The 13,186-nt window shown below is 63.7% G+C and carries 17 protein-coding genes; 9 read left to right on the plus strand and 8 right to left on the minus strand.

Going from position 1 to position 13,186, the window contains the following annotated elements; all coding sequences use genetic code 11:
- Positions 1-97: 97 nt before the first annotated feature.
- The 7 genes from G467_RS0108385 to G467_RS0108420 form a co-directional block, all read right to left on the minus strand.
- Entirely contained in the window at positions 98-409 is a 312-nt protein-coding gene (locus G467_RS0108385) for a hypothetical protein (RefSeq protein WP_026802495.1), read from the minus strand.
- Entirely contained in the window at positions 406-2,598 is a 2,193-nt protein-coding gene (locus G467_RS0108390) for a terminase gpA endonuclease subunit (RefSeq protein WP_022969290.1), read from the minus strand. The genes G467_RS0108385 and G467_RS0108390 overlap by 4 nt, the downstream gene beginning before the upstream one ends.
- A complete protein-coding gene (locus G467_RS16020; RefSeq protein ID WP_022969291.1) occupies positions 2,598-3,182 on the minus strand; it encodes a hypothetical protein in 585 nt (194 codons plus the stop codon). Before G467_RS16020 ends, G467_RS0108390 begins: the two co-directional genes overlap by 1 nt.
- Before the next feature lie 390 nt (positions 3,183-3,572).
- Positions 3,573-4,940, minus strand: a complete 1,368-nt coding sequence (locus G467_RS16025; RefSeq protein WP_022969292.1) for a virulence-associated E family protein — start codon at positions 4,938-4,940, stop codon at positions 3,573-3,575.
- Positions 4,941-5,091: 151 nt separating this feature from the next.
- Positions 5,092-6,153: a CHC2 zinc finger domain-containing protein gene (locus G467_RS0108405; RefSeq protein WP_022969293.1), complete on the minus strand. Its 1,062-nt coding sequence runs from the start codon at positions 6,151-6,153 to the stop codon at positions 5,092-5,094.
- A 383-nt stretch (positions 6,154-6,536) separates the two neighbouring features.
- A complete protein-coding gene (locus tag G467_RS0108415; protein WP_245559059.1) occupies positions 6,537-7,067 on the minus strand; it encodes a hypothetical protein in 531 nt (176 codons plus the stop codon).
- A 239-nt stretch (positions 7,068-7,306) separates the two neighbouring features.
- Positions 7,307-7,513 carry a helix-turn-helix transcriptional regulator gene (locus G467_RS0108420; protein ID WP_022969296.1) on the minus strand — a complete coding sequence of 69 codons (207 nt, stop codon included), beginning with the start codon at positions 7,511-7,513 and terminating at the stop codon, positions 7,307-7,309.
- Here G467_RS0108420 and G467_RS17475 point away from each other — a divergent pair.
- From G467_RS17475 to G467_RS18500, 9 genes are all read left to right on the plus strand, one after another.
- Positions 7,512-8,285 carry a helix-turn-helix domain-containing protein gene (locus G467_RS17475; protein ID WP_051130438.1) on the plus strand — a complete coding sequence of 258 codons (774 nt, stop codon included), beginning with the start codon at positions 7,512-7,514 and terminating at the stop codon, positions 8,283-8,285. The genes G467_RS0108420 and G467_RS17475 overlap by 2 nt on opposite strands.
- Positions 8,286-8,296: 11 nt before the next feature.
- Positions 8,297-8,767, plus strand: a complete 471-nt coding sequence (locus G467_RS0108430; protein ID WP_155844857.1) for a hypothetical protein — start codon at positions 8,297-8,299, stop codon at positions 8,765-8,767.
- Between the two features lie 133 nt (positions 8,768-8,900).
- On the plus strand, positions 8,901-9,185 hold the full coding sequence (locus tag G467_RS0108435) for a hypothetical protein (RefSeq protein WP_155844858.1): 285 nt from the start codon (positions 8,901-8,903) through the stop codon (positions 9,183-9,185).
- Between the two features lie 13 nt (positions 9,186-9,198).
- Positions 9,199-9,459 carry a hypothetical protein gene (locus tag G467_RS0108440; protein WP_022969299.1) on the plus strand — a complete coding sequence of 87 codons (261 nt, stop codon included), beginning with the start codon at positions 9,199-9,201 and terminating at the stop codon, positions 9,457-9,459.
- 5 nt (positions 9,460-9,464) lie between these two features.
- Positions 9,465-9,833: a hypothetical protein gene (locus tag G467_RS0108445; protein ID WP_022969300.1), complete on the plus strand. Its 369-nt coding sequence runs from the start codon at positions 9,465-9,467 to the stop codon at positions 9,831-9,833.
- A gap of 8 nt (positions 9,834-9,841) precedes the next feature.
- Positions 9,842-10,105, plus strand: coding sequence for a hypothetical protein (locus G467_RS0108450; protein ID WP_022969301.1), 264 nt, complete (start codon positions 9,842-9,844; stop codon positions 10,103-10,105).
- Positions 10,102-10,296, plus strand: a complete 195-nt coding sequence (locus G467_RS0108455) for a hypothetical protein (protein WP_022969302.1) — start codon at positions 10,102-10,104, stop codon at positions 10,294-10,296. The genes G467_RS0108450 and G467_RS0108455 overlap by 4 nt, the downstream gene beginning before the upstream one ends.
- Before the next feature lie 26 nt (positions 10,297-10,322).
- Positions 10,323-12,308 carry a ParB/RepB/Spo0J family partition protein gene (locus G467_RS0108460; protein WP_022969303.1) on the plus strand — a complete coding sequence of 662 codons (1,986 nt, stop codon included), beginning with the start codon at positions 10,323-10,325 and terminating at the stop codon, positions 12,306-12,308.
- A gap of 89 nt (positions 12,309-12,397) precedes the next feature.
- Positions 12,398-12,658: a pyocin activator PrtN family protein gene (locus G467_RS18500; RefSeq protein WP_162140748.1), complete on the plus strand. Its 261-nt coding sequence runs from the start codon at positions 12,398-12,400 to the stop codon at positions 12,656-12,658.
- Here the strand turns inward: G467_RS18500 and G467_RS0108465 are convergent.
- The gene (locus G467_RS0108465; RefSeq protein ID WP_022969304.1) at positions 12,645-13,181 is read right to left on the minus strand and encodes a hypothetical protein; all 537 of its coding nucleotides are present in this window, start codon (positions 13,179-13,181) and stop codon (positions 12,645-12,647) included. The genes G467_RS18500 and G467_RS0108465 overlap by 14 nt on opposite strands.
- Positions 13,182-13,186: the final 5 nt, after the last annotated feature.

Below are 13,186 nucleotides of genomic sequence, written 5' to 3' on the forward strand. Positions count from 1 at the left end.
AACTGCTAGTGCAAAAAATAGGCAAGACTTTGCACTGAGCCAAGCTGAAACCCGCGCCGTTGCTGGGTATGAAAACCGCCCAGTGCAAACTTTTGCCCTAATTTTGGTTTTGGGCGTTTTTCGGTGCGGCTTTGAGTAGGTAGTAGAGCTTCCGCCGACTGATCCCGAACTCGGCGCAGGTCTTCGAAGCATCGCCGTGTCGGTTGTAGTGGCTGACGATCTTGTCGATCAGGTGCTTCCTGTCTGCGGCAGGAATGTACAACCGCTGTCCGCCGTGAACGCTCTGCAAGAAGGCGAACGCGGCCTCTGCGTAGGGCATCGCCAGTTCCTCGCGGAGTCCCGTGTCGCGGCAGATCGCGCCCAGAATCTCCCCGAACAGCTCCTGGGCCTGGTCAGCTTCGCGATTCACAGGCGGCCACTCCAACCGGCGCTTCCGAAACCCGGCGCCGAAGTTGATGTTTCACGGGAAGCAGGTGACGCGGTCGACGAAGGCGGCGAACCTTGTGTTTCACGGGAAGCGTTGGGCGTAGAGAACAGATCCTCTGCCGGTGGGCCGAACTGCGCCTCCAAGGCTTCCCACTGCCACTCGCGCATGGCGTCGACTTTCACCGCGGGGCTCAGCGAGGCCCAGAGCGCATAGACGAGCGTGTCGAGCGGCTCGTTGCGCGCACCCTTCGGCGTGATCCACTGCTCGGCGTCCAGGTCGAAGTACTCGCAGGTCAATCCCTTGAAGTAAGTCGGCGGCAGCATGCCGGCGTCAGGCTTCATCGCGTTAAAGGGTTCTCCGCGACCACCGGGGAAACGGAGCATTCGCTGCTCGATGGGATCCGCGGTACCCGCTTTGTCAGCCTCCGCGCGGGCAGTCACCGCACTGCTGAGCCAGCCGAAAATGATGTGCTTGAGTACGCTCGTGCCGACACCCCACAAGCCCACGCTGCGTGCCACCGTCTTGTCCCGTTCGTTGACTTCCGTTTTCGCCGGGCGGTACACCGCTCGCTCCGACTTGTGCTCTGAGCGGCCACGCACCAGGTACACCGATTGCTTCCGAAACTCTTCGCCCACCTTGACCATGCGGTGGTGCCCTGAGAAGCCGACTTTCGACTTCACGAACTGGGCCACCATTTCCGTCCAGTTGCCCCCGTCTATCGCGAGCGCGCTGATGTGCATGTCGTGGCCGTGCACATTTCGCCAGAGCCCCTGCAGATGGGCGTCGAGATCCGCATAGCCATCGGGCCGTGACGGATCGCCGTCGACGACGGTGTAGTCCACCACGCGGGCATGCTGGCCACGTCCGATGCCGATGAGCTGCACTTCGAAGCGGTCATGTTGGCAGTCGACGCCGCACACCAGGACGAACGATCCCGCAGGCACCGCGCCGCGGTGCACGCCGGGTTCTGCGAGCGCTTCGATCTCCGACGAGTCTTGGGCCTTGCGCTCGCCCTCGTGGACTTCACCGCACACCAGGTTGTCGTAGGCGGCCTGCTTATCCGGGTTCGCTTCCGCGTCCGCACGTCGGCCCGCAATTTCGACCCAGCTCATTCCCAGACCTTCCGGCGTGTAGGCGGCCCAGCTGTGATAGCTGCGATGCAACGCCTCGGCGTCCGGATTCGTCGGAAGCCAGAAGGCGCCGTCCGGTGGCGAGGGATTCTCAACGGCCCCGCACATGCACTCGTCGGCGTAGGTCAGGTGGCCCTGGGCATCTCGGTTGCGGATGACGCGTACCGGTACCTCGCCGCACCCTGCGCACGCGGACCGCTCCACGAGCATTGCGGCCTTGTGGTGCTCTTCGATCACGCATCCATTCACCGCGCAGGCGAAGGTGCCGTTCGGCTGAAGTTGATCGCGCTGCAATCTCTGGTGCGCCAAGCAACTCGGGCAGCGCACCTGGTAGTACCGCTGGTCGCCGAGCTGGAATCCGGCATCGATCTTGCTGCGGCCCGCAACGGTCGGCGTGCACGCGCGGTAGATCTTGGCGCGATCGCCGTACGACATGGCGCGGGCAGCCAGCTGGTCGTCGGCGCCGCCCTGCCCGCCCAGGTCCGCGGGGTATTCGTCGAGTTCGTCCATGAACACGAATCGCGCCGTGCGTTGCCGCAGCTGGTTCGAGGAGTTCGCCCAGATGACCCAGAGCGTGCCACCGGGAAACCGCTTCTCCAGCGTGTTGTCGGATTCGATCTTTCCTGCGAGCGACGGCATCAGCTGCACGGCCGGCTCGAACTTGCTGGTCGACCAGCTGCGCGCCAGGTCCTTGACTGGCTGCGCGACGATCATCGAGTCGAGGCCGCGATCGATGACGTAGCAGGTCCAGTTGATTCCGATCTCGGTCGCACCGATCTGCGCGGACTTCTTGAAGTCCACTTCGCGGACCGGCGAGTGGTCGCTGAGCGCGTCCTGGATCTCGCGCAGCATCGGATTGCGGCTGGTGCGCCACGGGCCCGGCTCAGCGCCGGCGCCCTTGGCGATCATTCGCGTCTGGTCCGCGTGCTGGCTCACGGTCACGCGCGGTGGCACCGTCATGCCGCGCACCCACGCCTCGGTCACCGTCCGAGTGGCATCGGCAAGAATGACGTCGTAGTCGATCGAGAAGGAATCCAGCATCACGCGGCGGCCTCGCGGTGCGCCGGCGTCGGCTCCTTCGTGCGGTCGAACATCGCGGTAGCCGACTTCTGCAGGTCCTCGCAGACCTTCGCAACTTCCGCATCCAGCAACGCCTCGCAGGCGCGAGGATCTGTTTCCGCGGCGAGCTGGGAGCGGAGGCGGCTGGGGATGGAACGCAACCGTTCCAGCGCCTGACGCGCCAGCGTGAATACATCGCGGTCGACCTGATCGACTCTCACGAGCTGCTTGGCCGTTTCGCCGAGCTCGAGTTCTGCCATCCGGGCCCTGGCCAGGCGCTCGCGCCGCATGGCTTCGCGCAGGCTGAAAGGATCGACCTCAGGCGCAGCGCCGGCGGCCGTCGGTGCGGCGGTCTCGGCCGGGGCCTCTGTGGGCGCACTGCGGTCACCGCCGCGCGTGGGGTCGCTGGTCTCGTCGAGCAGCGCATCGGATGCCGCTACATCGATCAACTTGTCTTCGCGCTCGACCAGGCGCCGGTCGCGACGCATCCGACGGACGTAGGAGTCGCTGACCCCGCGGTGCGCGGCGTATTCCGCCGTGGTCATGAAGGGCTTGCCGGAACTCATGCAGCCACCCCGGGACCAGAACGGAACCCCGGAACCAAACACGGAACAAGAAACATGCACGCAAATCGCGAGCCATATTGCCCGCGGAACATCCGCCCAGGGAGGACCCGCGAATGTGCCTCGGTCTCGGTTCCGCTTGAGAGCTGCACGCCCGTCCAACGCCCTTCGAGGGTTGGACGGAGGTTGGACGCGCTGAGACCCGCGCCGTTGCTGGGCGCGTCATACCGTCCAACCATGTCCAACCGATTTGTTGTGTATAGAGAAAAGCGGGCTACTGTCTTTTGCTTACGCGGGTACGTGAAACAGGTTGGACGGTATGACGGCCCCGCGTCCCGCCTGCATTTGAGGTTGGACGGGGTTGGACATTCGGTTGGACGGGGTTGGACGGACCTATCCACGGCCTTCCTCCTGCGGACGGTAGTAGCACCACACGCGCTCACCGCGCTTCACGGGTCGGTACTTGTCCCAGCCCAGGCGCCGCATGATGGAGCCCACACGCGTCTGTGCCGTGCGGTCGTGGCGCGCCGTGTCGATCCTCAGGCAGTCGCCCAGCAGCTCAGCCACCGAGCATTCGTCCACGCGCCCATCTTTGTCGCGCTCTTCCATGCTGATGTGCTCGTAGTGGCTCGCGGCCGCCTTACCCTCCAGCCATCGCACGATCGTTTCGATCCAGACGTCCTCGCTGAAACGCGCGTCCTGCTCGCGCTTCGCGCCTGGGGGTAGCTGCCACCACTCGAAGCCATGCTTGAACAGGTGAACCGCCTCGGCCCACAGTTGGTCACGCGCAGCCACGACTGCCTGGATGTCGATCATGCCCACGGTGACGGGCAGGAAGCGCCGAGCGCCCGTGGCGTCACGCAGGTAGTCATCGCCATTGACCGTGCCGACGAACACGCACTCGCGACGGAATGACCTGGCGGTGCGCCCGTAGCTGGGGCGGTAGACGTCGAAGCGCGTGGTGATGGCCTGCTTGACCTTCGAGACGTCGGCCTTCGAGAACGAGTCCATCTCGCCAATCTCGATGGCCCAACGTCCGCGCAACGTCTGGTAGAAGTCCTTGTGTGCCGGCGACTCGGTTGCCTCGGCGTACCACTCGGCCGTGAACAGCTCCAACACCGACGTCGTCTTGCCCGCACCCTGCCCGCCCTCGAGCACCACCATGAAGTCGACCTTGGAGCCCTTGCTGGGCTGGGTCGGGTCCTGCCACAGGATGCGGGAGACTGCCGATACCATCATGCAAGGAGCAGCGCCCAAGGCGTACTCGCTCTCGCTCGCCCCGAAGAGGTCGACGAACATCCGCGACACGCGCGGTGTGCCATCCCAGACCAGGCGTTCGAGGTATTCGCGCACCGTGTGTCGCTTCTTGCGGCGGGCAATCGCCTCGACACCCTGCATCACCAGGTCGATACCGACAGCCATCGTGTAGCGATCCGGACTGCCCAGCCACGCCGAGAGTTCGAGAGCGTCTACCTCGGTGAATTCGTCGCGCGTACCTCCACTCCATGGCGGCAGGCGATCCAATGCGATGCGATTGCCGAATTCATCGAGCCAAAACAGATTCTTCAGCGCGGGGTCGTTGTCCAGGATGAGCATCACGTTGTGGCTCACACCCTTCACGGCGCCGGTGTTCGTGCGGACGAGACCTGCGCGCCAGTCACCCGGCGCGTTGAATCCACCGCCACCGGAGCCGTCGCTGCCGCCAGCATCGTCGCCTTTGCCACCGGCGATCACTTTCATCTTTTCGCGGGCCACGTTCATTGGTCTCCCGCAGGTTTCTGCCGGCGGTTCGCTTCGCGCCGTGCTTGCGCCAACAAGGACTGCGACTGCGGGATTTCTCGCACCAGGCGCTCGATCAACAGCAGGAGGTCCGCATCGGAGAGTCGCTGAACCGAGGCAGGTGGAAGTGGCTTCATGCTGCCCTCCGACTGTCGTCGAGCACGATGTCCAACTCGCACACGCGCGTTGCGGCCCAGGCCGCGAGCTGGCGTGGCGTCCAGCCGTCGACTTGCAGGGCGTCGGCGATGTCCCAGCCCTTGGGCTGGCCTTCGGGATCCACCAGGCGAATCGAACGCGCCCCAACGCGCCATGCAAGCTGCGCGACACCATCGAACAGGCGACCGGTGTAGTCCTCGCGACCCAGCATTGCTTCCATGCCCGGCTTGTCCGCGTCAGGCCAGAGCACCAGGTCGCGGCCTTTCAATGGCTCGAAGTTCACGTGCCGCATGCCTTTGCTGCCGCCGGGCCAGCTGATAACCGCATACGGTGGCAACGCGTCAGCGCCAGCTAGCGCGCATTTCTCGCCTTCGACGATCAGCACCGGCTTCTCGGGATACGCAGCAAGCCGATCGAGACCGAACAGTGGCCGCGGCTCGGGAAAAGGCCGCACGCACCATTGGGAGAGCCCGTCGGGCCCAATGCACCAGGTGACCTGTGGCGTGATCTTGGCTCCATCGCGCATTTCGATGCGGAGGACGTACCCCAGCAGCTTCCCTTCGGCGTTTCGATACGCATCAGCACGTGCGGGCGTGCAGGTCCAGTAACGGCCGCGCTTCGGATTGAACATGGTCGCCTTGCCGTCGGCCGCAATCAGCGGCGACGCATCATCCGGCACCACGCGCATGGGTATCCAGGTTGCACCTGCCGCAAGTGGACGTCCGTACGAAGTGCGTTTGATCCGGGCTGGCGCAGACTCGCCGCCTGAGAGCTGGGCGCAAGCCTCGACGAAACTCTTTCCCGTCAACGCCATCACGAAACCGATCGCGTTGTGGTGCGCCCCGCATCCAAAGCAATGCACGAACCCTTTGTCCGGGTTCACCGTGAAGCTTGGCGAGCGTTCGTCGTGGAAGGGACACAACCCGGTCCACTCCCGACCGGCCCGGCGCAGTTTGACCGTAGCGGCCACGAGCGCCACCAAGTCGATCTCAGCAAGCAGGGCGACGCTGTCGATTCGCTTTGCCGCGCCGGACGTCATGCTGCGCGCTCCAGCGGTAGCGGCTGCTGAGGATCGGTGAGCACGTCCTCGCGGCCAAGAACGCGAGCAATGCGCTGCCGCTCTTCCTCGGTGGGCGGGTTGAACAATTCCGCTGCCATCTCGCGCTCGCGCTTCAGGACCTCAGCGCGGTGAACGGGGTCACGGCGTCCTAGACGCATGTTCGCGCACCCCGCTTGCGTAGTTCGGCTTCGAAGGCCTCCTGGTGCATCACGCACAAGCGCGCACCGAGACTGCGACGCAGTGGACTGATGGAGTCACCGCATTCCTCGCATTCGCACAGGCCCACGCGCTGCCTGTTGAGCTGGTCACGAAGCGCGAATTCACGGTCCAACTGCTCGCGATCCTGTGCTCGATCGATCGAGTCACCCATGGGGCATCTCCTGCAGCAGGCCCGCGACATTGCGGCGCGTGGCAAGCACAGCTGAAATCAGGTCATCCGCCTCGGCAACGATGCGACGAGCGTGCGGCAAGTCCGATTCGGTGATCCGACCGTCCGACAAGGCAGGCCCGAGAGCCGTCACCAGCTCACCGAACTGGGTCGCCAGATCCGCCAGACCAATGGCTTCGCCGTGTGCGGTCGCCTCGATGCGTTTCTCGGAGTAGCGACCGCGGCGAGCGGCCAACTCACGCTCGCAGTCGCTGCGATAGGGTTCCGGCAAGGCGTCAACCCAAGCGTCCTCGAGATCGGCCGGCAACACCTTGACGGTGCCCTTCATATACCGATCGAGGATCTGCGCATTGCTCTTCGCGCTGGCAACCAGGTCTTCCCGAAACTTGACCTGGCGGAAATCCGGGTGCACCTGTTCGAGGTAGCGCTCGGCCACGTGCATAGCGAACGTCATCACGTTCTGTGCGGTCGCGTTGAGCATTTTTCGCGTGATGTCGTAGATCACCGATGACCGCGGTGGCAGGAAGTGAGAACTACGCTTCATGCGGAGAACCTCCGCGTTGCCACAAGCTGCGCGGTATGAAATCCGCGCCCTCCCCTTTCCGGTTCGTCGCATTGCGTGCCTGGTCCACCTCGAACGGTCCGGGAGACGTAGTCGCGTTGCTGATGTATCTGCGCGTCACGGCGACGCCAACGGTTCCATGCCGAGTCGCGCTCAATTCAAAAGTCGCTGCGCGAGGCATGTCAGGCCGCCTCCGCGCTGGGCGGATACAGGACATCAACCACACTGATGTCCAGCAGCTCCGCGTAACGCTTCGCCACGTCGACGTCAGGCCGGATCTCGCCGGCCTCGTACTTGGAGATGCTGCTTTGATCCCTGCCCAACGCCGCAGCGAGCTCGGCTTGGGTCAGCCCTTTTTTCTTTCGTGCTTCGCGCAGGAGAGTGCTCATGGACCCTAATATGCATTATCTGCATATTAGGCGTCAACTGCATGCGCATTCCGCCCTTTATGCGCCGGGCTCATACGCGGACACTGCCCGAATGGACAGGAATCAGCAGCTAGGGGCCGCACTGGCCCAGTTTCGCGCCGCAGCGGGCCTAAAACAGGTCGACGTTGCAGACCGCATGCAAGTGGACCAAACCACTATCTCGCGGATTGAGAGGGGGCGCCAAGGCGTCGACCAGGACACCCTAGCCCGGCTGGCCGAGATCTACGGCGTCAGGGTCTCGGAGATATTTGAGGCCGTGGAAACGGACCTCAAAGTCCGCGATTCTGGTGCAGCGACCTATCGCCCTCGAGCTGAGTCTGGAACGACGCTTGTTCCGCTCATCGGCTGGGTTCAAGCCGGAACCTTCACCGAGTCTGATGAACCCCTCGCACCCGAAGACGTGAAGGAGTGGGTTCCAACGCATGCTCGCGTGTCCACTCGAGCTTATGCGCTCCAGATTGAGGGAGAGTCGATGGTCAATCCTCGCGGAGCTCCCAGCTTCCCTCCGGGCACCAGAATCGTCGTCGATCCGAAAGCAACCGCTACCTCAGGCGATTTTGTAGTTGCCCAGATCGATGATGAACCAGCTGCCACATTCAAGAAATTGACGCAGGATGGCGGGCGCATGTACTTGACGCCTCTAAACCCTCAGTTCCCCGCGCTGTTAATCGACAAGACCGTGATCATTCTTGGCGTGGTGCGCACGATTGCCGAACACGCCTTCCGCAACTAGTCGAGGAGAGCATGGACGAATCAGACACCAAGGCTGTGGCCAGCCGAGCTCGCGAAGCAGTCGCGACATCCCGAGGCCGCGCCGCCGCTCGAAAGGATGTAAGAGCTCTAGTGGTGCTTGCCATTTTGGCTGGGGCGCTCTATTTGTGGTTTCGCTCGAATGAGCGCGTCACTGCGGATCCGGCGAGCGTTAACTGCGAACAGACCGACAGCCGTTGTATGGCCGCCAAAGTCGCGTCAAAGATCCAGATCCCCTGCAGTGACGCAATCACCAGTCAGGCACCTCCTGGTGCCGCATGGGACCACCTATTGGACGCACGGCTCACCTACACGAGCGTCTACGACCCCTCGACAGGGTCGCTGATCTTCAACGGCAATTCCCTAGAGCATCCCGCCAAAGGCCAGACGCCTGCGCGCCGCCTGTCCTACTTCTGCGTGGTCGATCGCTGGGGCGCCGTCCTAAAAGCGGACATCAACGACTAGGCGCATTTCGCCATATGCGCTTGACACATATGCGGTATATGCATATTGTCCCCCTGCCGGCCTCCCCGCCGGCAGGGTAGCCCCGGTGTTCCACCCCTAGAGCACTGGGGCTGCCCTCCACTTCGGAGGGCACATGCGCACTCGTTCCGTTCGCACTCGCATCGCGTACTGCATAGGTCTGACTCTCGCCACGCTGGCCGGGGTCGGCATCGCCATGTCTGCTGACCTGGTGCGCATCACTGCCTCGTCGGCCGGCGCGATTGCCATGGCTGGCGCGTGCCTGTTGGTCGGCGGTTTCGCGCTGGGCTTCGCCTGCGCGCTCTGGGCCGACAACGTCTCCCAACGCCGAGCCGCCTCACGCGACCTGCGATACGTCGCGCCGCCGGCGCCGCGCCCGAATCCCACCCTCTGGTCCTGACTCGGAGTCCGCCATGCATCTCTCGCATTGCACCACCGCGTTCGTCGCCACAACTGCACTACTCACCAGCAAGCCGTCGCGGTCCGATGCGACCGACATTTCCCGCGCGGTCGATCGCCACTGCCGGCAGATCGGATGTGACGAGTCCAACACCATCGCCGCGATCGCCTGGGCGATGCGCGAACCGGGACACACGCTGCTGGCCATCCGCGCCGGCAAGAAGCGCGCCGAGCAGCTGCGTCGCCGGCAACCCAACGAACCCGAGCTCGCGTGATCGTCATGTGCGACTTCGCCGCCGCCACCGCCCACCTTCGACAACTGGAGAAAGACAACATGGCTGATCAAGATGAAATCACCGGCCCGGATTTTCTGGACACCTACGCGGACCGCCTCGAGGCGAACGGCTTGAACATCGAAGCCGGACTCATGCGCAAACGCGCCCGCGAGTGGAGCCTCGAACGCCAGGCGTTCGCAGACGGCGCTCCGCCACCGGCCAACGTCAAACCGACGTCGGGCAAAGCGTTCAGCGCCAATGTGTCCCAGGTGAACTTCGACCAGGGCACGGTGACGTTGCGCCCCGAGGGCAAAGAATGGCTCGGACGCACGGCGGGCCGTTACCACCTGATTCCCGTCGCGAACGCCGCCTGAGGTCTGCCATGAATCTCGAATTCAGCAGCCTCAGCGAATTGCAGCGCGACGTCCTGCTCAGCGCGAGCAATGTGTCCCATCTCAAACGCGCCCGCGGTGGCTACGTCGCCATCGCCGGCGGCAAGGCTTTCACCACGCGCACTGTGTTCGCGCTGCAGCGCTGGGGCCTGCTCACGCTTCAGCAGGACGGCCAGCGCGCCATGATCACGCGCAGCGGAAACGAGCTGCTCAGGACGGGGCACACCACCGTCCTCGAGGAGCAAGCCGGATGACCTACTACGCGATCTGCGAAGGCGCCGACATCAAGATCTGTGGCACCTGCCGGCGTTTCGCCGAGTTCAATCCCGACGCCGCACAAGACCCTTTTCAGGCGCGCATGGCGCCGCAAGCAGACCTCGAGCGCTGCCCGGCTTGGATGCCGAAACCCGCGACGAATCCTCCCCGCGCCCACACCGGCGACTGACGCCGACTCCTTCGACAGGACCTCCGATGAATCTCACCACCCTCCCGCTTTCCGCGCTGCAACCGTCGCCGCAGAACGTCCGCAAGACCGGCGGCAAATCCATTCCCGAACTGGCCGCCAACATTCGCGCGGTCGGCCTGATGCATAACCTGGTCGTGCGCACAGGCATCGATGGCAAATACGAAGTCGTCGACGGCTCGCGCCGCGTGGCTGCGCTCCGCGTCCTCATCGAACAGGACCACCTGCCGGCGAGCTATGAGGCGCCGTGCGCAATCATGGCGGCCAACACCGACGAGCGCGCTACCGAAGCTTCGCTGTCCACGTTCATCATGCGCGAAGCACTGCACCCCGCCGACCAGTTCGAGGCATTTCGCGACCTGGTGGAGCGCGGTACGTCGATTGCAGACGTCGCGGCCCACTTCGGCGTTACGGAGCTGTTCGTGAAGCAGCGCCTGAAGCTGGCCAACGTCAGCCCCCGCCTGTTCGACCTGTATCGCCAGGGCGGTATGGACCTGGAGCAGCTGCAGGCGCTCGCACTGACGGACGACCACGAGGCACAGGAGAATGTCTGGGACAAGACCACGCACCGGCACGAGCGCGAGCCCATGGAGCTGCGTCGTCGACTCACGTCGGCCGAAGTGCGTGCCAATTCGGAGCTGGCCGTGTTCGTCGGCCTCGACGCCTATGTCGCCGCCGGCGGCGCGGTGCGCAAGGATCTATTCTCCACGAACGACGACGCTTATCTGACAGACCCCAAGCTACTGCGCGAGCTCGCCCAACAAAAGCTGGCCCTGGTCGCCGCGGCCGTCGAGAAGGAGGGCTGGTCGTGGGTGGAAGCGCATCTGACCCTCGATCACAGCCAGCTTTACGAATACCAGGCCCACCCGTCGCGCCCGATCGTGACCAAGCCCAGCAAGGAAGTCACCGATCGCAAAAAGGCCATCGCTGCGAGGCTCGAACAGATCCACCAGGAAGTCGGCGACCTCGAGCAAGTCGAGGAATGGGACGAGGAGGCGATCGACGCGCTGCGGCACGAAGAGGACACGCTCAAGCTCGAAGTCGAGCGGCTCGATCGAGACCTGGAGAAGTGGTCCGACAAAGCGAAAACCGAGGCCGGCGCTTTGGTGTTCCTCAGCCACTTTGGCCTGCAGGTGCACCGTGGCCGACTGAGGCCTGGGCAGCAGGCGAAGGGCGACAAGGTCACCGGCACTCCGAAGGCGGACAAGCCCGCCGCGCCGAAGAAGACCGAACTCGGCGAGCCGATGATCCGTCGCCTGTCGGCGCACCGCACGCTCGCGCTGCAGGCGCTGGTGTCGACCAACGTCGACGTCGCGCTGCCGCTCCTGATTCACGCGATGGCAAACCGCCTGCTGTTCAACAACAGCGGCGGCTCCGCGTTGCACATCAATCCGACCAACAGTTTCGAGTCACACGACCTGCACATCCGCGCCGGCGCGAAAGACCTGGCAGACGGCGTGGCATGGAAAGCGATGAAGGCGGGCGTCGACGTCTGGCTCAAGAAGGGCCTCCCGAAAAACTCGGACGCGATGCGCGAGTGGATCTTCAAGCAGAGCCGTGACACGCAGTTGCAGCTGCTCGCGTTTCTCACTGCATTGACGCTGGAAGCTGGGCACGGCAAGAACGGCCGCGTTCCGGCAGCGGACGCGATCGCCGGCATCTTGAAGCTGGACATGGCCAAGTACTGGCAGCCGACGCCGGATACGTTCCTCGCCCAGGTGCCGAAGGCTTTGGTTATCGAGGCCATCAAGGAAACCTGCGGCAAGGCCGATGCAGACAAGCTGTCCGATGCAAAACGCGACGAGGTCATCGCCAGCGCAGGCAAGTTACTCCAGGGCAAGGGCTGGCTGCCGAAGGTACTCCGCGGCCCGAACTACGGCGCGAAGCCTCAGCTTGCGGCGCCCGCACCCAAGTCGGCGAAAGCACCGGCGGCGAAGAAGGCGCCCGCGAAGAAGGCCAAAACCGCGGTCAAGAAGAAGCCAGCGAAGAAGTGACCGCACCGTCGGCCACCGCCTTCGCACCCCGACGTGTTCGGCGCCAGGCGCCGAGCACGTCCTCTCCCGCATATGACTGAGGCATCGGCGTGAACCACTCTCGGACTCTTTTCCTTTTGCTTGCCGAGTTCGGCACCGGGCAGATTCCCGTCGACCAATGCGCGCACCACTTCGGAATGTCGAGCGAAGAGGGAAAGCGTGCCGCGGCACGGCAGAGACTGCCCATCCCAACCTTTCGCCTGGGAACACAAAAGTCGCCCTGGCTAGTCTCGGCGGAATCCCTCGCAGAATACATAGACTTGCGTCAGACCACGGCGGCTGCCGAATGGCGGAAAATCAACGCTGCTTAGATACCCCCTGCTTAGTCTCTGCAAAAGCGACGAGCTTTTTGCTGGCTTCGAGCCCTTTCTCAGCACTCAACTGCGTGTGCTTTGAGAGATTTTTTAGATGGTCCCCAGAGATTTGCGGCACCGCCAGCGCCCAACGCTGCAATCCCGCATTTGCCATAGCAAAAAGTGCGTACGCGGACACCACCTCTCCGATCAGCTCACTGGGAACTGCATCGGGTCTATCACAGACGCGCGAGTAGAACAGTGGGGTTCCCGTCAGCTCCGCTTTGAGCAGAGCCGTATCCAAGGCGTGCCCTTCCTCTACAAACCGGGCAAACGCATTGGTGATTGCCTGGTTTTGCGCTGCCATCATTTTGAGTTCCGCGGCGAGCGCCAGAGACACTGCGACCTGCTCACGGAGTCGTTGTTCGGCGAGCTTCTTACGTTCGGTATGGGAACTCAGCCACGATCCAAGCATGGTGGCACCGGCTCCTAGTACCGAGCCGACGAGGCCAAAAACTGCAGCGATCCACGCATCGTTCATGAGGG

The organism is Arenimonas oryziterrae DSM 21050 = YC6267 (assembly GCF_000420545.1).
Lineage (GTDB): Bacteria > Pseudomonadota > Gammaproteobacteria > Xanthomonadales > Xanthomonadaceae > Arenimonas > Arenimonas oryziterrae.

Excerpts from the sequence above, each read along its gene's own strand:
- G467_RS0108390 (WP_022969290.1), bottom strand. The coding sequence starts at position 2,598 with ATGCTGGATTCCTTCTCGATCGACTACGACGTCATTCTTGCCGATGCC.
- G467_RS16020 (WP_022969291.1), bottom strand. The coding sequence starts at position 3,182 with ATGAGTTCCGGCAAGCCCTTCATGACCACGGCGGAATACGCCGCGCAC.
- G467_RS16025 (WP_022969292.1), bottom strand. The coding sequence starts at position 4,940 with ATGAACGTGGCCCGCGAAAAGATGAAAGTGATCGCCGGTGGCAAAGGC.
- G467_RS0108405 (WP_022969293.1), bottom strand. The coding sequence starts at position 6,153 with ATGACGTCCGGCGCGGCAAAGCGAATCGACAGCGTCGCCCTGCTTGCT.
- G467_RS17475 (WP_051130438.1), top strand. The coding sequence starts at position 7,512 with ATGGACCCTAATATGCATTATCTGCATATTAGGCGTCAACTGCATGCG.
- G467_RS0108420 (WP_022969296.1), bottom strand. The coding sequence starts at position 7,513 with ATGAGCACTCTCCTGCGCGAAGCACGAAAGAAAAAAGGGCTGACCCAA.
- G467_RS0108430 (WP_155844857.1), top strand. The coding sequence starts at position 8,297 with ATGGACGAATCAGACACCAAGGCTGTGGCCAGCCGAGCTCGCGAAGCA.
- G467_RS0108435 (WP_155844858.1), top strand. The coding sequence starts at position 8,901 with ATGCGCACTCGTTCCGTTCGCACTCGCATCGCGTACTGCATAGGTCTG.
- G467_RS0108440 (WP_022969299.1), top strand. The coding sequence starts at position 9,199 with ATGCATCTCTCGCATTGCACCACCGCGTTCGTCGCCACAACTGCACTA.
- G467_RS0108445 (WP_022969300.1), top strand. The coding sequence starts at position 9,465 with ATGTGCGACTTCGCCGCCGCCACCGCCCACCTTCGACAACTGGAGAAA.
- G467_RS0108450 (WP_022969301.1), top strand. The coding sequence starts at position 9,842 with ATGAATCTCGAATTCAGCAGCCTCAGCGAATTGCAGCGCGACGTCCTG.
- G467_RS0108455 (WP_022969302.1), top strand. The coding sequence starts at position 10,102 with ATGACCTACTACGCGATCTGCGAAGGCGCCGACATCAAGATCTGTGGC.
- G467_RS0108460 (WP_022969303.1), top strand. The coding sequence starts at position 10,323 with ATGAATCTCACCACCCTCCCGCTTTCCGCGCTGCAACCGTCGCCGCAG.
- G467_RS0108465 (WP_022969304.1), bottom strand. The coding sequence starts at position 13,181 with ATGAACGATGCGTGGATCGCTGCAGTTTTTGGCCTCGTCGGCTCGGTA.